We start from the raw sequence: 17,238 nt of genomic DNA, 5'->3' as shown, positions 1-17,238 counted from the left end.
AGGTGAGAAAATGCCAAAGGAAATATGTGAGGTGACGCATGTACATGAAGAAGCGGTCACAAAGGTGCAACAACAAATGCCCGATTTATCAGGTGTAGCCAAATTTTTAAAAGCGTTATCTGATGAAACTAGACTTAAAATTGCCTATGCTTTAACGGTGGAAGATGAACTATGTGTTTGTGATGTAGCGACTATTATTGGTTCTTCAGTTGCCACAGCATCACATCATTTACGATATTTGAAAGATAATAATTTAGCGAGATCACACCGTAAAGGTAAGCAAATGTATTACTCTTTAGCGGATGAGCATGTATACCAAATTGTAACAATTGCCTACGAACATGCGAAAGAGGGGATTGCGAATGGCAGCAACGCCAATTAAACAAGAATACAGGCTACAAAATTTATCCTGCGCTAGTTGTGCCGCAAAGTTTGAAAAAAACGTAAAGGCTATTCCAGAAGTACAGGATGCACAAGTAAATTTTGGTGCTTCTAAAATTACAGTAATCGGTGCTATTAGTGTAGACCAAATTGAAGAAGCTGGTGCTTTTGATGGCATTAAGGTTACACAATCGGCAGCAAAAGCACTTGAAAATACTACACCCTTTTATCGTAAAAAGGAAAACGTTTTAGCAGGAATATCATTGCTTTTTGTCATTCTAGGTTATCTGTTTGTGGGTATAAATGGGGAATCAAACCCACTCCCGATTGCCATGTTCATTATAGCTATCCTTGTGGGTGGAGTGGGTATTTTTAAAATAGGCTTCCGCAATTTAGTTCGCTTTGAATTTGATATGAAGACGCTTATGACAATCGCCATCATCGGAGCTGCTATTATCGGTGAGTGGGAAGAAGCAGCAGTTGTCGTATTCTTATTTGCTGTAAGTGAGGCACTTGAAGCGTATTCAATGGATAAAGCACGTCAATCTATTCGTCAATTAATGGATATTGCTCCGCCCACAGCGATTATTAAAAGAGCCCACGGTGAACACTTCCATGAGCTTGAGTTACCTACTGAAGACATAGAAATAGGAGATATATTGATTGTAAAGCCTGGCCAAAAGATTGCGATGGATGGCATTGTCATTAGTGGATTGTCTGCAGTCAATCAGGCGGCTATTACAGGTGAATCGATTCCCGTAAATAAAACAATAAATGATGAAGTATTTGCTGGGACGTTAAATGAAGAGGGTGCCCTTGAAGTACGTGTGACTAAGCGAGTAGAAGATACTACTATCGCTAAAATAATTCATCTTGTGGAAGAAGCACAAGCAGAAAAGGCACCTTCTCAGCAATTTGTAGATCGCTTTGCAAAGTATTATACACCAGCGATTATGATTATTGCTTTTTTAGTAGCTGTGATTCCACCTTTATTAGTAGGTGATTGGCAGCATTGGATTTACCAAGGTCTAGCTGTTTTAGTGGTAGGATGTCCTTGTGCGCTGGTCGTCTCTACTCCCGTTGCCATTGTTACAGCCATTGGTAATGCAGCAAGGCAAGGTGTACTGATTAAAGGTGGTGTTCATTTAGAGCAACTAGGACATATTGAAGCTGTTGCCTTTGATAAAACAGGTACATTAACGAAAGGGCAGCCTGCAGTAACAGATATTGTAACGACTGAAAATTGGTCAGAAGACTATGTGCTACAACTAGTAGCAGCGGTAGAAAAACAGTCACAGCACCCTTTAGCTAAAGCAATTTTAAATAGACTACACGATCAAAAATTATCTGAGCTCATCCCAACAGATTTCCAATCAGTAACAGGAAAAGGTGCCTATGCTACCGTTGATAATCAGATTATTTATGTAGGTAGCATGAAATGGGCTACTTCATTAACTTCTATAGATCAAAATATAGAAAGTCAGGTTAAGAATCTGCAAGAACAGGGTAAAACAGTAGTAGCAGCTGTTTCGAATAATCAACTTATTGGACTGATTGCAATTGCTGACCAATTACGTCGTGAAAGCAAGGACGTATTGAACAAATTAAATGCCTTAAAAGTAAAGCATATGGTGATGTTAACAGGCGATGCAGAGCCTACTGCGCAAGCCATCGCTACTTCATTAAAGATGACAGATGTGCGTGCTGGGTTATTACCAGAAGAAAAATTAATGGCGATTAAGGATTTACGTACACAATTTGGTGCTGTAGCAATGGTTGGAGATGGTGTAAACGATGCACCAGCATTGGCCACTGCAAACGTAGGAATCGCCATGGGTGGAGCAGGAACGGATGCAGCTCTTGAGACAGCAGATATTGCATTAATGGGTGATGATCTAACAAAGCTTCCTTACACTATTGGCTTGAGCAGAAAAACATTACGTATCATTAAAGAGAATATTATATTTGCCCTAGTTTTAAAATTAATTGCATTGCTGCTTGTCATACCAGGGTGGTTAACATTATGGATAGCAATTTTTGCGGATATGGGTGCAACACTATTAGTTGTGTTTAATTCATTAAGACTAATTAGAGCAAAAAAGTAGTAAGTAAGGTGTAAAACGATCTGAAAAGGTAGGAAATTAATCTTGCTTTGACATGAGGGATTTTATGCGGATAGATGCTACTTGCGATTCTTGAAATAGACTTTTTTTAAGGCTATTATAGTTTCAGGAGTAATGTAACAATTAAATATAAATGAGGCGAAAGTTTGAATATGTCAGATCCTATTTTAGTAAATGTTACAGAAGAAATTGTGCGTGGTTTAGTAAGCTTTTTACTACGAGGACCAGAATATCAAACATTTTGTAAATGCGAAATCTGTGAATTCGACACGGTGGCACTTACACTAAATGCATTGCCAAGTAAGTATGTTACATCTATGGAAGCTAGAGATGAGGCATTTAAAGAAATGAATACTCCTGGAAACATTGAGCGCATTAATAAAGAGATTATTCATGCGTTACATGTGGTAAATAAGTATCCTCGACACAAAGTAGAGCCTACTTCTTAATAGAAGAGGCTCTATTTAAGTTGTAAAGGAAGTGTTTCTCTAGGCTATGTATTTTCAGTTAACTTTTAAGCCAAGCTTGTAGTAAACTAGAGAGTAAGAAAAGGAAAGAGAGGGAAAAGGATATGCCAACACCTAGTATGGAGGACCATATCGAACAAATATATTTATTAATTGCCAACAAGGGATATGCGCGAGTGTCTGACATTGCTGAAGCATTATCTGTTCTTCCTTCTTCTGTTACAAAAATGGTTCAAAAATTAGATAAAGATGGTTATTTAGTTTATGAAAAGTACCGTGGACTGACATTGACGCCTAAAGGGGATAAGCTCGGAAAGCGTCTTGTGCAGCGTCATGAATTGCTCGAGCAGTTTTTACGAATGATTGGTGTGGATGAAGAACGTATTTATGATGATGTGGAGGGAATTGAACATCATTTAAGTTGGAATTCAATCGATCGTATTGCAGATCTTGTGCAAGTAATGGAAGAAAATCCAGACATCGTGAAAAAATTAGAGGCATCTAAGACACAGCACAATCTTTAAAATGATGGTGTGAAGGAAAGGGAGACAATATGAACGCATTAAAATCAGGTGAAGTCGTTACATTAACGGTATTAGAGCAACAAGCATCGAAATGGATTTTAACAAATGGAGTTGAAGAACTACCTTTAAATGCTTCAGAGGTAACAGAGCCACTAACAGTAGGTGACCGCCTTGAAGTATTTTTATTTGCAGACCGTCGTGGAGATTTGGCTGCTACAACAGCAATTCCAGCTTTTACACAAGGTGAGTACGGCTGGGCACGCGTCTTGAAAGTAGTGGAACATGAAGGTGCTTTTGTGGATATTGGTACATCTCGCGAAGTATTAGTAAAAGCAGAAGATTTACCTGCATTAAAAGAAGTATGGCCAGAACCAGGCGATCATTTATTTATGACACTACGCACAGATCGTAATGGTGATTTATTTGGTCGTTTAGCCACAGAGGAAAAAATCTCAGAACTATATGAAGGTGCATTTGAAGATATGCACAATAAAAATATTCAAGCACGCCCATATCGTTTGTTACCGATCGGGACATTCTTACTAGGTGTAGAAGTTCCTTACCGTATTTTCGTGCATGAATCTGAGCGAAGTACAGAGCCTCGATTAGGACAAGATGTAGTTGTACGTATTATCGATGTGAAAGACGATGGTTCCATGAATGGCTCTCTTTTACCGAGAAAACATGAGCGTCTTTCAAATGATGCGCAACAAATATTGAATTATATACAGGATGTGGGCGGTAAAATGCCATTTGGTGATAAATCGTCTCCTGAGGAGATTCAAGAAATGTTTAATATGAGTAAAGGGGCATTTAAACGTGCCTTAGGAACATTAATGAAAGCAGGTAAAGTAAAACAACAGGATGGTTGGACTGAAGAAGTTTAAGGATATAGTTTGAATTGCCAGCAAGACATTTACAACAGGAAAAATGACGAGAGACATCCTTGAAACCTTCTCGTCTTTTTTTCGTACTAATTATTGTATAATGGCATACATTATACTTGCTAATTATGAAGTTTTAGCGAAAGGGGTCACACGATTTGAAAAAAACATGGATAAAAATACTAACTGCTACAATGTTGGTATTTGGAGTGATGGCACCAGCTACAGGATTTGCATCTGACAATACGCCTCCAAAAGCAATAGATGAAAAACTTGGCGTACCGATCGTCGTGTATGGAGCAAATTTATCTGAGGCTGAAAAAGAGTCTGTAAAAAAATCATTAAAAGTAAGTGAAGAACCTGAAATTGAAGAAATTACTGTGTCTGGTGAGGATCTAGTAAAATACATTAAAGATAGTAATTCAAGCTCCCGTATGTATTCTTCTGCAAAGATTACACGCAGAGATGCAGGAGAGGGTCTGGTAATACAAATTGTCACACCATCGAATATAACGCAGGTAACTTCAGAGATGTACGCAAATGCGATGTTAACAGCAGGAATTCAGGATGCATCCGTACAGGTAGCTGCTCCGAAAGCCGTTACAGGGCATTCAGCGTTAGTAGGTATTTACAAGGCATATGAGGTCACTACAGGTGAAACACTGGATATTGATCGTACTGATGTAGCAAATGAAGAATTATCAGTAGCAACATCCATTGCAGAATCTGCAGGAGTAGACGATGCAAAAGTAGCAGAATTACTGACTGAAATTAAAAAGCAAATTGCAGAATTAAAGCCAGCAACACGTGAAGATGTGGAAAAAATTGTACAAGAGCAATTAACTAAGCTTGAAATTAATTTAAGTGAAAAGGACCGTCAATTGCTAGTAGATTTAATGGATAAAATAAGCAAGCTGGACATTGATTTTAGTAAATGGTCAGATCAATTAAATGATATTAGTAACACGATCCAAGAAAAATTTGGCTCACTTATGGAAGATAAAGGTTTCTGGGAAAGTGTGAAAAGCTTTTTTGCTAATTTAAAAGATACTATTTCTTCATGGTTTAACTAAATTTAAAGTTGATAGAAAGGAATCTGTTATACCCTCTCGCTTTGCTAGAGAAGGTGTACAGATTCTTTTTTTGATTCAGCAAGTAAATAATTGAAGTGAGCTGTTTCCAACACAGAAGGCTAACCGATTATCTGGACATAGCTACGCTAATTAGATAAAAGGAAGGTACACAAATTTTGTGAAAATACAAAAAGCTATGGTACTATGAATAAAAGGAGTGGTGAGAAATGGAATTCCAATTACAACAATTAGCAGAAAATAAGTTTGCATTTTTAAATGAGCAAGCAGGAGAAAAACTGGCGGAAATTACTTGGCAGCAAAATGGCTCAGTAATGGTAATGGATCACACATATGTATCAGATAAGCTCCGTGGTCAAGGTGTGGCCAAACAATTACTCGATCAAGCAGCAGCGTATGCACGCGAAAATGGCTATAAAATGGAGGCCGTTTGTTCCTATGTTGTGGCAGCATTTGAAAAGTCAGATGCATACAATGATGTAAAACAATAAAAATAAGGCAATCTGCTTTTAATTAAGCGGATTGCCTTTTAATTGCTAGAGCAAATCATGTAAGTAGCTCCTTATAATAGAATGACACTATAAATTAGTACTGTTAAGAAGCCAGCCCCACCAATTAATGAAGCCATATCTATCCAATCATATGCTAAATCAAAATCTTTCATCCTAACCACTCTCCTATTTTAGTGTTATTTCATTAATTCCCTTTACTTGCCCTTTATAATCATAAATAGTTACAAAATTTTGACGAATGCTAAAAATAAAGGTGTGATAGCTGGATGTTAATAGGAGATTTTGTCTGCATTAAAACGAGACGAACTGCATTGAATTGGCAGAATTATTACTAGATAAAAGAGCAAGTTTTAGCCTTACATTAATATATATGCTAGAAGGTATAAAAAAATAATGTTTATTCTTTTAAGAATAGGGAAAAACTATACTACAGAGCTAGTTTCTATATTTTTAGGAGGTAATAAACTATGGCAAAACGTAAAGGTACAGGTGTTGTTGTTGCAGGATTAGCAGGACTAGCAGCATCTTATTTCAGTAAAAAAGAGAATCGTGATAAAGCACTAACAATGTTTAATAGTATGAAAGCAAAATTAGAGTCGTATCTTACAACAGGTCCTGATATGCACGACAATATTGCAGAACGTGTAGCTACAGAGGTAGCAACAGAGGCGGGTACTTCACCAACTAAAATTGCCTCGAATGAAATGGTAGCTGAAGGTGGAGGACATACTGGTGTCCATTTCTATAATGAAGAAATTCAAGAAAAGGAAAAGTAAACAAAAAACCTTCTCATCTAAGCATGAGAAGGTCTTTTGTGTGGGATAAGGATAGCGCCTGCAAAGAGTAATAAAACGAAGCCAGTAAATACAAAGCCACTGACAGTACCAAGTGATAGCCAACCTAGTAAAGATGAGCCTATTACTACACCTAGGGAGAAAAACGCATAGAAATAGCCATATGCTTTTCCTCGTACTTCAGCAGTTGTGGAGTCAATTAGCAGCGAATTTACTGAAGGGAATAGGAAACCGAATCCAATTCCATAGCAAGCCATTGCTATATAGAGTAAAGAGCTAGAATTTGCTTGGCTAATTAATAGCTGACTTATTCCCATTAAACCTATTCCAAAAGACAATGTTTTGAGTGGATTGACCTTATCAAAAATACGATTAGTAGGTAATAGGAAAACTAGGACTGCAATAATACCAAATGTACTCATTAAAGTGCCGCTTAAACGAGAGTCGAAGCCTAAGGCATGCACTTTAAGTGGAAGTAGATAGGCAATAACACCTTGAGAAAACATTAAGAAAAAGGCTCCTAAAAAGGCTTTTAATGTTCCTGTGTTATTAAAAAAAACACTGATCGGAATATAATTACTAGGTTGAGCCTTCTCTTTGTTTACTTGATTTGCTTTCAATATAAAGAACGCAAGAATACCTAAAAGAAGCATAAAGCTTGCTGTGATATTAAAAACGAAGGGGACACTTGTTCGGCTAGCTAAAATGCCACTAAATGCAGGGCCTATAATGGCTGCTATACCAACAAAGGCACCAGAAATAGCACTGCCCCTTCCTCTTTTTTCCTGCTCAGTAGCGTTTGCTAGAAATGTAAAGGCAGCAGGAACAATGAAGCCTGCAACAAGGCCATGGATAAAACGTACAATTAATAGAGCAATGGGCTCTTCTACTAAATTATACAGCGTTAATGCTAGACCCGTTGTTAGAAGACCTATTATGAGTATGATAAAAGGTCCCTTGCGATCCGTTAAAAAGCCAGAAATGATATTACCGAATGTATTGGAAAGCGAATACATTCCTACTGCAAGACCAGTGAGGAATGCCGATGCACCTAAAGACTCAGCATATGTACTCATAACAGGGAGCTGGGTAAAAAGGTCGAAAAACGAAAAGAAAATAATAGCATAGATAAATTTCTTCATAGTTCCTCCGATGAAATAGAACAATTATAGTCAATAAGATTGATATAGTCCTATTATAGCATTTTCCAATCGATAATACTTCTCACTTATTTTTTGCTTTCACGCAGAAAAAACGTCTAATAAGTATCAACTTATTAGACGTTCGAGCATTTAGTAATTAAGCTTTTGCAACTTCTTTTTTCATTGTTTTGTTTTTAGCAAGATTTACATGCCAAGAAAGTGCTTCCTCTAAAAGATGAGGAGTTTGGTGGTTGCCAGTTGCTTCCACTGCACGGTTGTAGTAATCCCATAATTGCTCTTTGTAATCTGGGTGTGCACAGTTTTCAATAATTAAAGGTACACGTTCTTTTGGTGCAAGACCACGTAAGTCAGCAATACCTTGTTCCGTTACGATAACATCAACGTCATGCTCAGTATGGTCAACGTGAGATACCATTGGCACGATAGAAGAAATTGCTCCACCCTTTGCGTATGATTTTGTAACGAAAATACCAAGGCGTGCGTTTCGTGCGAAATCACCTGAACCACCGATACCGTTCATCATACGAGTACCAGAAACATGCGTTGAGTTTACGTTACCATAGATATCTAACTCAAGAGCTGTGTTGATTGAGATTAGACCCAAACGACGGATAAGCTCAGGGTGGTTAGAAATTTCTTGTGGACGTAAGCAAATTTTATCAGCATACTTTTCTAAATTACCATAAACTTTTTGCTGTAATTCTTCAGTAAGTGTGATTGAAGTTGCAGCTGCGAATTTAACTTTCCCAGCATCGATTAAGTTAAATACAGCATCTTGAAGTACTTCAGATGCAACAATTAAATCTTCAAATTCTGAATCTGCAAAGCCATCAAGTACAGCGTTTGCTACAGAACCTACACCAGATTGCAATGGCATTAATTGTTTTGTTAAACGACCCGCTTTAATTTCATCACGGAAGAAGTCTAATAAAATGTTTGCCATTGTTTGTGTTTCTTCATCTGGAGGTACGATTAATGAAGGAGCATCTGGCTCTTCAGAAATAACAATTGCTTTAATTTTAGCTGGATCCACTTTGATACCAATATCACCAAGGCGTTGCATAGCATCTGTCATTGGAATAGCTTCACGTTTACCTTGCTCTCCAGGTACATAAATATCATGAATACCAATTAAAGCTTCTGGATGAGAAATATTTAACTCGATAATAATATTTTCTGCATATTCTGCAAAGATAGGTGAGTTACCTACAGAGTTTGTTGGAATGATTAAGCCATCTTCAGTAATAGCAACCGCTTCAAGAATTAAATACTTGATTGGTCCGATAATTCCTTGGCGCACTAGCTCAGCATTATGAGAAAGATGAGCATCTACATATAAGATATCCCTAGAATTAATTAAATTACGAATACCCGCATCACTTTGGAATGGTCCGCGTTTACGAATTGCACCAGCTTCTGCTAAGTACTTATCTACTTCTGGTCCTAATGATGCACCTGTATATACATCAATTTTGAATTCTTCAATTTTTGCGCGCTCAACTAATGCCATTGGAACAACTTTTGCATCCCCAGCACGAGTAAAACCACTCATCCCAACTACATCACCATTAGAAATAAGTGCTGCTGCTTCTTCAGCAGTTACAATTTTACTCTCAAGTTCTTTTAAACCAAGGCGTTTTTGAACATTTGCATCCATAAAAAAATCCTCCCCTAAATAATTTTGATGGAAACCGATTACAAAACTAGAAAAAACATTTAAGAATTTTCTGTTTATTCAGTTGTAGTATGACTCCAACCATTTGAATAATACTATCACCAAATTGTCACAAAAACTTTAGAATTAGCATTAAATTGAGTAAAAAAAGGAAAATCGAGCATTAAGATGCTTTTTCGACAGAGAAAACGTTTTATTGTAGAGCTGTATAAATTTAGTTGTTTTCTACATTAAAAATAGTGCAAAAATAGTTAAATAGGGAAGAAAATGAGGCTGATTTGAGCACAAAAAAGAACAGCGAGCAATTATTAATTGCTTGCTGTTCTTACATAATTAGAAACCTAAAGAACGACGGAAATAGCTTGCATAACGTTGGCTAACAGGAATGCGCGTACCATCTTTCATAATTAATAAAAACGTTGAGTGTGAATCTGGTTGAATTTCATCGATGTAGTCAATGTTAACGATATAAGAGCGGTGACAACGAATAAATGAGTCAGGTGCTAAAAATAGCTCTAGATCACTTAAGTTTAAACGGTGATAACCTTCACGAGTCATTGTTTTAACAAATGTTTTACGGAGTTGTGTTTCTAAATAAATCACTTGATCATGTTTGATTGGGTACCAGCAATCATCAATTTTGATTGTAATGTAGTTTGTTAAGAATGCTGATGGTTTTTGCGGGAAGATAGCAGTAATAGCTCCTTTTGTTTCGCCTTCCTCCATTAAAGGAATACTCATGCCATAATATGCGACACCGAAGACATCAGGTTCAATATAGGAGCTGATTTTTTGACCATAGCTTAATGCTTTGTGTGCGGCTGAACCTTCTTTGATAGGGTCACCTGGTTTAATTTTTAAATCAACTTTCTTGCTTGGTTGGTAATACAAATATTCATTTGTATCTGAGATAGCGATGGACGTATTTTCAGGGAAGAACTCCTTAATTATCTCCATGATCTCTTCTATTTGTTTTGGATCCACTTTAAACACCTCGTCTAAACTTTTAAAAATAGTATTATCATCTATTTTACTACATATTCATATAAATTATATAGAGAAGATTTAGGAATAAAATAGAAAAATGTCGAATGTTCCATTAGAATAATGTAAGTAGTTTTGTATAATTTGTAAATAAATTTATAAAATGACTAATTTATTTTGATATGTATATGGTAAAATTTAATTGTTAAGATTAAGTTTACGAGGTTTCTACTATGCGTATGTGATAAATTAGAACTAGAGTAGCAATTAAAATGTGGTTGAAAGGAAATCGCAGAATATGGTAAAATTCACTGTATAGTCTATTTTTTTTATATCTGGTGTATTAGTAGGGTTATTTTTGATTTATTTGTTAATAAAATTTGTGAAATAGGACTCAGTTCTTATATTGAATAAGTAAATACTATTTTCTTATTTTTAATTCGTCGGGATTGGTGTCAAATATTGTCATGCAATTCGTGCACTCTGAGGAAAGATGGGGAAGATTATGCAACTACATCAACATTCTATGTCAGAAACGATATCCAAAAGATACTTCCAAGAAATCGATAATATTAATCAATATATCGGTGTCGAAGAATTTTTTAATATTGAGTCGAAACTAATTTTTGAAATTTACCATTTAGAATCTGCAAAAGCGAAAAAATCTTTGCATGAGTTAATTGATATTCTCTCAATTCGTTTTGGCAAACAGGTCATTAAAATCGTTCGAAGCTATTTTTCTGTTTTGTCATCAATTGTGGCTCGTAAATTGCTGGACAATCAAGTACCTTCGAAAAAAGCATTTGCTTTCAATATTGCGTGTAACGATATGATAGAAAATCAGATGAAAGACGCAGAATTTTTACAATTTGCTGATGATTTAATTGATTTCTTTGTTTACTTTATTGCAGATCGCAAACAACCGACTTTCCGACATCAAACAGTTAACAAAGTGATAATGTATATAAATGACGAGCTTGAAAATGATTTAACTGTCGAAAGTATTGCTAATAACTTTCATATAAGTACTAGTCACTTATCACGTATTTTTAGAGAACATGTGGGCATTACATTGGTTGAGTATTTAAATGTTAGACGTGTAGAAGAATCACAATACTACTTACGACATACAAACAAAAGTATTACTTCTATCTCAGATCAATTCCATTTCTGTAATCAAAGTTATTTTACTCGTATTTTCAAAAAATATACGGGAGTTACGCCAAAACATTTTAGAGACGAGCTTCATCATGAATTTTATCGTTTTGAAATGGCAGAGACTGAATTACAAAATGTCTAGATTTTGAGCATAGAGAATGAGAAGGTGCGAACATATTAGCGTTGCTAAAGCTCGCATCTTTTTTAATGAATCATCTGGAGAACCAGCTTAAGGAATGAGTAGCACTTGCTATTTGATAAAGAGAGACCCTATAAGGTATACTTCACTGTAGTTGATAAATAATAGTAGGTGGAAAAATGAAAAATTTGAAGCTATTTTCAATGCTTGGTCTTGCCGTTTTTGTTCTTAGTGGCTGTCAAGCTGTGCAAAACAAAGAAGGTTTTTTCTATAGTATCTTTGTAAAACCTATGGAATTTTTATTGGAGTTTTTCGGGAATGATATCTTTTCAGGGAGCTATGGTTTAGCAATCATCGCGATTACGGTTCTAATTCGTTTAATCTTAATGCCGATTATGTTAAAAAACTATCGTCAGCAACAATTAATGAAAACGAAGATGGATGCTTTTAAACCTGAAATGGAAGCCGTTCAGAAAAAAATGAAGGAAGCTAAGACAAAAGAAGAGCAAACGCAATATCAACAAGAAATGATGGCTCTATATCAAAAGCATGGCATTAATCCACTTAATATGGGTTGTTTACCGATGTTAATTCAAATGCCAATTATTATGGGTCTGTATTTCTCAATCTTGTATTCTGCCGATGTGAAATCCCATGAGTTTTTATGGTTTAGCTTGGGTTCACCAGATATCGTGATGACCATTGTTGCAGGGGTTGTTTACCTAATCCAGGCTCGTGTATCTTTATGGACTGTACCTGAGCAACAAAAAGCTCAGATGAAAATGTTTATTTATATTTCACCAATTATGATTGTCTTTATCTCCATGTCTTCTATGGCAGCACTACCTTTGTATTGGTCTGTCAGTGGTGCATTGTTGATTATTCAAACATATATTGGACGTAAATATTATTCGGAACATCCCGAGAAAGCAAAAAAATAAATTGATTGATGTCGAGGCGCCTCTGTTGCCTCGATTTTTTTAGGAGGACAGCAGGATGAACAAAAAATGGCTATCATCTATTCTCGTTGCAATTTTTAGTATTGCAGCACTTGTATTTATTATTATAGGGAAATTTAATTTTGCCGTACTTGCAATGACGATTATGTTCGCCTTATCAAATGGGTTTAGAGCGAAAAGCTTTAAAGAGCAAGGTTATGTAAAAGAAGCGAAGTGGATGCAGTATATGGCAATTTTTTTCGCAATTGCATCTATAGTAGTATTTGTCATTGTCCTAACAGATTAATTGAATATTTATGTAGGAAATTTACACCCGAAAATGTGAACAGTGCTAAAATAAGAATATAACTAGTAATACAATAAAATAGGTATTTTCAAGGTGAAAAGCTATAAAAACATCATCCTTATAGATACCTGATATTTTAAGAGGGGTATAAAGAGTGAAAAACAATCGTCTTCCGCTTATCGTTGGTGCTTTCATATCTATCGCGTTAATCGTAGCAATTTTTGTAGTCTATAACTATAAAAATAATCAAGTAAATAGTGCAACTGATGAGCAGCCAAAAACAACAGAAACAAACAAAACAACTGAACAAGATTCTACTGCAACAGAGAAGCCAGACAATACTGAAACACCCGCAAAGCCTGAGCAACAACCAGACGAAAATGGCTATCTTCCAAATCAAACATTACCTACCGAACCAACTTATATCGATGGTATTCTGCTAGCCAATAAAATTTATCCGCTTCCGTCTACCTTTGCACCTGAAGAAAATCCAGAAGCACGAGAAGCGTTAAATCAAATGTTAGCCGCTGCTAAGCAGCAAGGATTTGATTTAGTTGCTTTTAGTGGCTACCGTTCTTTTGAATATCAAACAACACTTTATGATAATTATGTTAAACGTGATGGACAGGCGGCAGCAGATCGATATAGTGCTCGTCCAGGCTACTCAGAACATCAAACAGGCTTAGCGTTTGATATAGGTGAGCGAGGAAAAGAAGATGTGTGGCTGACAGAAGAGTTTGGGGAAACTCCAGCAGGGCAATGGCTATTTGCACACGCACAAGAGTATGGCTTTATTTTGCGTTTCCCTCAAAACAAAGAAGAGATAACAGGTTATATGTATGAGTCTTGGCATTATCGTTATGTGGGCAAAGAGGTTGCAAAAGAGATAACAAAGAAAAATATTACGTTGGAAGAATATTTAGGCGTGAAATAATAAAAGGAAGAGAAGCGGTTCTGTTGAACAGGCTCTCTTCCTTTTTAGTTTATAAAATGGGTGTTAATAAACGGGAAATAGATTCTTTAAATTTAATTAGTGTTGAACGATTTTTATACATTTCCCATGTTAATTCCGTACAATCAAAAATATCCTTCTCAAACAGCTCGGCTAATTGGTGCGATATATTGGCATCATATATGAAGGCATTGACTTCAAAATTCAGACTAAAACTTCGTACATCAATATTTGCTGTTCCGACAGAGGATGCCTCATCATCAATAATAATAGCCTTAGCATGGATAAAGCCCTTTTCATAAATGTAGACTTTGGCTCCGGCACGTAATAATTGACCCACATAAGAATAGGTAGCCCAATAAACAAACATGTGATCAGGCTTATTAGGAATCATTATACGTACATCAATGCCTGACAAGGTTGCAATTTTAATGGCGTCTAAGAAACTAACATCTGGGATGAAATAGGGTGTTTGAATGTAAATATATTTTTGAGCCATATTAATAAGCTTTAAGTAACCAATCTTTATTTGCTCCCAGTCTGAGTCTGGTCCACTTGAAACAATCTGTAAACCCACATCACCCTTTTTGGGGATAGCAGGGAAATAGCGATCAGAGTACCCCATTTTTTGTTGAGCACTAGCTTGGTTCCAGTCGAGTAAAAATCGTGTTTGTAAGGGATGTACGGCACTACCTTCTATACGTAAGTGTGTATCTCGCCAATAACCGAACTTTTTTTGTAAGCCTAAATATTCATCACCGACGTTAAAACCGCCAATATAGCCAATTCGACCATCAATGACAACGATCTTTCGGTGATTTCTAAAATTTAAACGAGGATTAAGAAGTGGCAAAATGGATGGGAAGAAAACTTCTACTTCACCACCAGCATGCAGCAATTCTTTAAAATGGCGTCTTTTAACATTACGTGATCCCATTTCATCATAGAGAAGACGTACCTTAACGCCTTGCTTTGCTTTTTTTATCAGTGCATTGACGATACGAGTACCTAAGTCATCAAGTCTAAAAATATAATACTGGATATGGATGTGATCTTTAGCTGCTTCAATGTCTTTAAGAAGCTGTTCAAACTTATCGGCGCCATCGTCAAAAATATCCAGATGGTTGTCCTGTGTTAATACCGCATTGTTTGTTCTGAGGTGCATATAAATCATCTCTTGATAATTTTCTGCATTAGCAATACGAAACTCAAACGTTTCATCACGAATCGCTTCCATCTGATAGCTAATCAAATTATCAATCCCAATATCCTTGCGTCCTTCCCAACGGAATAGATGCTTTCTTCGTAATTGTCTTCCTAATAATAAGTACAATATAAATCCAGCTAATGGCAGGAAAAATAATACGAGAATCCATGCCCATGTAGAGGTGGCATCTTTACGTTCTAAGAAAATGATGGTCATGGCTAATAAAATATTAAAAAACAAAGTTAAAGGAACTAAATATTCTATATCTGTAAAAATGCTCATTCCTACACCTGCCTTTACTTTTGTTAATAACATACTTAGTATAGCCTACTTCAAATGCGGAAAGAAGATATGAATTGGCTAGATAGCATGGAAAAGGATTATCCCTTAGACATATCAGAGATAATCCGCATGGTTTATTTAGTAATTCTCTAATAGAAAGTTTTTTAGGTTAAGGAAAAATTCCTTAAAAAATTGAGCTAGTAAAGACATCTGATAAGAGGAGATCGCGTTCACTAGGAATTTTACTTTCTAATAACTGGGGCGTTTCTTTGATTTCTGACTTAACCTGACTTTTGGCATCCATAATGGGCACTTTACTATATGTTATGGATGACGCAATGATTTACTGGATGCCTTATATATATAAATCAGGCTTATAGAAAGTATGGCTATTGCTGCCGAAATATAATAACCAAGACTTGCTTGTACGGTAAATAACCATGTGAAAAATAATGGACCAAGAATACGTCCTAAGTTATCCATTGAATAGGAAAGCCCAGCAGCAGTTCCGTATTGTCCTCCAGATTCTTTAGAGGAGAGTGATACAACACAAGTTCTTGCAAGTGCATTACCTGCTGTAAAGACACAAAGGGCAAGCCCAGCGATAAAAAGATTAGCTGTCAATGTAAATAAAAGCATGCCGATAGCTGTTACAATTTGTGCACCGATTAACCATGTCGTTTCACTGCCGTTTTTTATACGTCGAACGACCCCGCCTTGAATAGCTGCATCGACAAAGCCACTAAACATGAACAAGTAACCAATTTGTAATGGAGTAATGTGAATTTTTTCGATTTGAAATAGCTGGAATGTTGCCTCAACGCCCGCTAGCATAAAAGTTACTAAAAATGAAAACATAAATAGATAGCGCACACGGTATTGTAGCATTGTTGCAGCACCTTTTGGCACTATAGCACGTTTATTTGAATCTTTTCGTTTTTTAGGTTCTTTTAGGACGAAACTTGCATAAATAAATAATAGTGCAATTAATAATGCTGATGCAGTAAACGGCAACTGTAAGCTATAATGACCTAGCATTCCCCCGATTGCTGGACCAAAAATAAACCCAAGACCAATGGACATGCCCATAAATCCCATATATTTATTGCGATCCTCTTCACTGGACATATCGGCGATAAATCCTGTTACTGCTGTATATAATGCACCTGAAAATAAACCACCAATAATACGTGAAGCATACAATATAACTAGGTTATCTATAAATAGTGAAAAAATAACAAAACTAAGGCTAAAGCCAATTAGACCTGTAAGGATCAGTTGTTTTCGCCCTACCTTATCTGATAGCATACCCCAAAATGGAGCTGTGAAAAAACTTGCAAGTGAATAGACAGTCAATAAACCACCTACGTGGAGTTCATGCCAATTTTGCTGCACAATTACCTCTGGTAAGACGGGAATAATAATGCCGAACCCTAGGTAAACTAGGAATTGAACAGACATCAATAATAAAATAGCCTTTTTCATACAGTTCCCTGCTTTCATACGATATTTCAATATGTGTATTCTACCTCTCTTGTTCTTGCGATTACAACAATAGGGGAGGGGAAGCTTGGATGAAGTGGAACTATTCAGTAAAGGAAGAAATGAAGCTCTTTGATATTTTTTAAATCTATGTTCTGATTTTTGAATAGAATGT

At 36.2% G+C, this 17,238-nt stretch carries 17 protein-coding genes; 12 read left to right on the top strand and 5 right to left on the bottom strand.

Annotation, left to right across the window (positions count from 1 at the left end; translation table 11 throughout):
• Positions 1-10: 10 nt before the first annotated feature.
• The 8 genes from MKZ14_RS20440 to MKZ14_RS20405 all read left to right on the top strand — a co-directional run bounded on the left by MKZ14_RS20440 (position 11) and on the right by MKZ14_RS20405 (position 6,758).
• Positions 11-382, top strand: coding sequence for a metalloregulator ArsR/SmtB family transcription factor (locus tag MKZ14_RS20440; protein WP_016992719.1), 372 nt, complete (start codon positions 11-13; stop codon positions 380-382).
• The gene (locus MKZ14_RS20435; RefSeq protein WP_016992718.1) at positions 363-2,486 is read left to right on the top strand and encodes a heavy metal translocating P-type ATPase; all 2,124 of its coding nucleotides are present in this window, start codon (positions 363-365) and stop codon (positions 2,484-2,486) included. The genes MKZ14_RS20440 and MKZ14_RS20435 overlap by 20 nt, the downstream gene beginning before the upstream one ends.
• 164 nt (positions 2,487-2,650) lie before the next feature.
• Positions 2,651-2,953, top strand: a complete 303-nt coding sequence (locus MKZ14_RS20430) for a late competence development ComFB family protein (protein WP_016992717.1) — start codon at positions 2,651-2,653, stop codon at positions 2,951-2,953.
• Between the two features lie 122 nt (positions 2,954-3,075).
• Positions 3,076-3,495, top strand: coding sequence for a transcriptional regulator MntR (gene mntR / locus MKZ14_RS20425; RefSeq protein WP_004231993.1), 420 nt, complete (start codon positions 3,076-3,078; stop codon positions 3,493-3,495).
• Between the two features lie 29 nt (positions 3,496-3,524).
• Positions 3,525-4,382 (top strand): S1-like domain-containing RNA-binding protein, encoded by an 858-nt coding sequence (locus MKZ14_RS20420; protein ID WP_016992716.1) that lies wholly within the window; start codon positions 3,525-3,527, stop codon positions 4,380-4,382.
• Between the two features lie 155 nt (positions 4,383-4,537).
• Positions 4,538-5,452 carry a DUF1002 domain-containing protein gene (locus MKZ14_RS20415; RefSeq protein WP_016992715.1) on the top strand — a complete coding sequence of 305 codons (915 nt, stop codon included), beginning with the start codon at positions 4,538-4,540 and terminating at the stop codon, positions 5,450-5,452.
• A 227-nt stretch (positions 5,453-5,679) separates the two neighbouring features.
• Positions 5,680-5,961: a GNAT family N-acetyltransferase gene (locus MKZ14_RS20410; protein ID WP_016992714.1), complete on the top strand. Its 282-nt coding sequence runs from the start codon at positions 5,680-5,682 to the stop codon at positions 5,959-5,961.
• Between the two features lie 488 nt (positions 5,962-6,449).
• The gene (locus MKZ14_RS20405) at positions 6,450-6,758 is read left to right on the top strand and encodes a hypothetical protein (RefSeq protein ID WP_004232000.1); all 309 of its coding nucleotides are present in this window, start codon (positions 6,450-6,452) and stop codon (positions 6,756-6,758) included.
• Between the two features lie 17 nt (positions 6,759-6,775).
• On the opposite strand, the gene MKZ14_RS20400 is transcribed toward MKZ14_RS20405, so the two are convergent.
• The 3 genes from MKZ14_RS20400 to MKZ14_RS20390 all read right to left on the bottom strand — a co-directional run bounded on the left by MKZ14_RS20400 (position 6,776) and on the right by MKZ14_RS20390 (position 10,598).
• Positions 6,776-7,918: an MFS transporter gene (locus tag MKZ14_RS20400; protein WP_339280391.1), complete on the bottom strand. Its 1,143-nt coding sequence runs from the start codon at positions 7,916-7,918 to the stop codon at positions 6,776-6,778.
• A 157-nt stretch (positions 7,919-8,075) separates the two neighbouring features.
• Positions 8,076-9,596, bottom strand: coding sequence for a succinate CoA transferase (locus MKZ14_RS20395; RefSeq protein ID WP_339280390.1), 1,521 nt, complete (start codon positions 9,594-9,596; stop codon positions 8,076-8,078).
• A 351-nt stretch (positions 9,597-9,947) separates the two neighbouring features.
• On the bottom strand, positions 9,948-10,598 hold the full coding sequence (locus MKZ14_RS20390; RefSeq protein WP_004232004.1) for a LytTR family DNA-binding domain-containing protein: 651 nt from the start codon (positions 10,596-10,598) through the stop codon (positions 9,948-9,950).
• Positions 10,599-11,103: 505 nt separating this feature from the next.
• Here MKZ14_RS20390 and MKZ14_RS20385 point away from each other — a divergent pair.
• The 4 genes from MKZ14_RS20385 to MKZ14_RS20370 all read left to right on the top strand — a co-directional run bounded on the left by MKZ14_RS20385 (position 11,104) and on the right by MKZ14_RS20370 (position 14,074).
• The gene (locus MKZ14_RS20385) at positions 11,104-11,898 is read left to right on the top strand and encodes a helix-turn-helix transcriptional regulator (protein WP_004232009.1); all 795 of its coding nucleotides are present in this window, start codon (positions 11,104-11,106) and stop codon (positions 11,896-11,898) included.
• A gap of 176 nt (positions 11,899-12,074) precedes the next feature.
• Positions 12,075-12,836 carry a membrane protein insertase YidC gene (gene yidC, locus MKZ14_RS20380; RefSeq protein ID WP_016992710.1) on the top strand — a complete coding sequence of 254 codons (762 nt, stop codon included), beginning with the start codon at positions 12,075-12,077 and terminating at the stop codon, positions 12,834-12,836.
• A 55-nt stretch (positions 12,837-12,891) separates the two neighbouring features.
• The gene (locus MKZ14_RS20375; protein ID WP_036079405.1) at positions 12,892-13,140 is read left to right on the top strand and encodes a hypothetical protein; all 249 of its coding nucleotides are present in this window, start codon (positions 12,892-12,894) and stop codon (positions 13,138-13,140) included.
• 154 nt (positions 13,141-13,294) lie between these two features.
• The gene (locus MKZ14_RS20370; RefSeq protein WP_339280389.1) at positions 13,295-14,074 is read left to right on the top strand and encodes a M15 family metallopeptidase; all 780 of its coding nucleotides are present in this window, start codon (positions 13,295-13,297) and stop codon (positions 14,072-14,074) included.
• A 49-nt stretch (positions 14,075-14,123) separates the two neighbouring features.
• Here the strand turns inward: MKZ14_RS20370 and cls are convergent, their stop codons facing one another.
• Together cls and MKZ14_RS20360 are read right to left on the bottom strand one after the other, a co-directional pair.
• The gene (cls, locus tag MKZ14_RS20365) at positions 14,124-15,581 is read right to left on the bottom strand and encodes a cardiolipin synthase (protein WP_036079801.1); all 1,458 of its coding nucleotides are present in this window, start codon (positions 15,579-15,581) and stop codon (positions 14,124-14,126) included.
• A 324-nt stretch (positions 15,582-15,905) separates the two neighbouring features.
• Positions 15,906-17,066, bottom strand: a complete 1,161-nt coding sequence (locus MKZ14_RS20360) for an MFS transporter (protein ID WP_036079799.1) — start codon at positions 17,064-17,066, stop codon at positions 15,906-15,908.
• Positions 17,067-17,238: the final 172 nt, after the last annotated feature.

The organism is Lysinibacillus sp. FSL P2-0066 (assembly GCF_037969495.1).
In the GTDB taxonomy this organism is placed as follows: Bacteria; Bacillota; Bacilli; order Bacillales_A; family Planococcaceae; genus Lysinibacillus; species Lysinibacillus boronitolerans.
This window is presented reverse-complemented; position numbering and strand designations above follow the sequence as displayed.

Excerpts from the sequence above, each read along its gene's own strand:
- MKZ14_RS20375 (WP_036079405.1), top strand. The coding sequence starts at position 12,892 with ATGAACAAAAAATGGCTATCATCTATTCTCGTTGCAATTTTTAGTATT.
- MKZ14_RS20360 (WP_036079799.1), bottom strand. The coding sequence starts at position 17,066 with ATGAAAAAGGCTATTTTATTATTGATGTCTGTTCAATTCCTAGTTTAC.
- MKZ14_RS20410 (WP_016992714.1), top strand. The coding sequence starts at position 5,680 with ATGGAATTCCAATTACAACAATTAGCAGAAAATAAGTTTGCATTTTTA.
- mntR (WP_004231993.1), top strand. The coding sequence starts at position 3,076 with ATGCCAACACCTAGTATGGAGGACCATATCGAACAAATATATTTATTA.
- MKZ14_RS20395 (WP_339280390.1), bottom strand. The coding sequence starts at position 9,596 with ATGGATGCAAATGTTCAAAAACGCCTTGGTTTAAAAGAACTTGAGAGT.
- MKZ14_RS20420 (WP_016992716.1), top strand. The coding sequence starts at position 3,525 with ATGAACGCATTAAAATCAGGTGAAGTCGTTACATTAACGGTATTAGAG.
- yidC (WP_016992710.1), top strand. The coding sequence starts at position 12,075 with ATGAAAAATTTGAAGCTATTTTCAATGCTTGGTCTTGCCGTTTTTGTT.
- MKZ14_RS20385 (WP_004232009.1), top strand. The coding sequence starts at position 11,104 with ATGCAACTACATCAACATTCTATGTCAGAAACGATATCCAAAAGATAC.
- MKZ14_RS20435 (WP_016992718.1), top strand. The coding sequence starts at position 363 with ATGGCAGCAACGCCAATTAAACAAGAATACAGGCTACAAAATTTATCC.
- MKZ14_RS20440 (WP_016992719.1), top strand. The coding sequence starts at position 11 with ATGCCAAAGGAAATATGTGAGGTGACGCATGTACATGAAGAAGCGGTC.
- MKZ14_RS20400 (WP_339280391.1), bottom strand. The coding sequence starts at position 7,918 with ATGAAGAAATTTATCTATGCTATTATTTTCTTTTCGTTTTTCGACCTT.
- MKZ14_RS20405 (WP_004232000.1), top strand. The coding sequence starts at position 6,450 with ATGGCAAAACGTAAAGGTACAGGTGTTGTTGTTGCAGGATTAGCAGGA.
- cls (WP_036079801.1), bottom strand. The coding sequence starts at position 15,581 with ATGAGCATTTTTACAGATATAGAATATTTAGTTCCTTTAACTTTGTTT.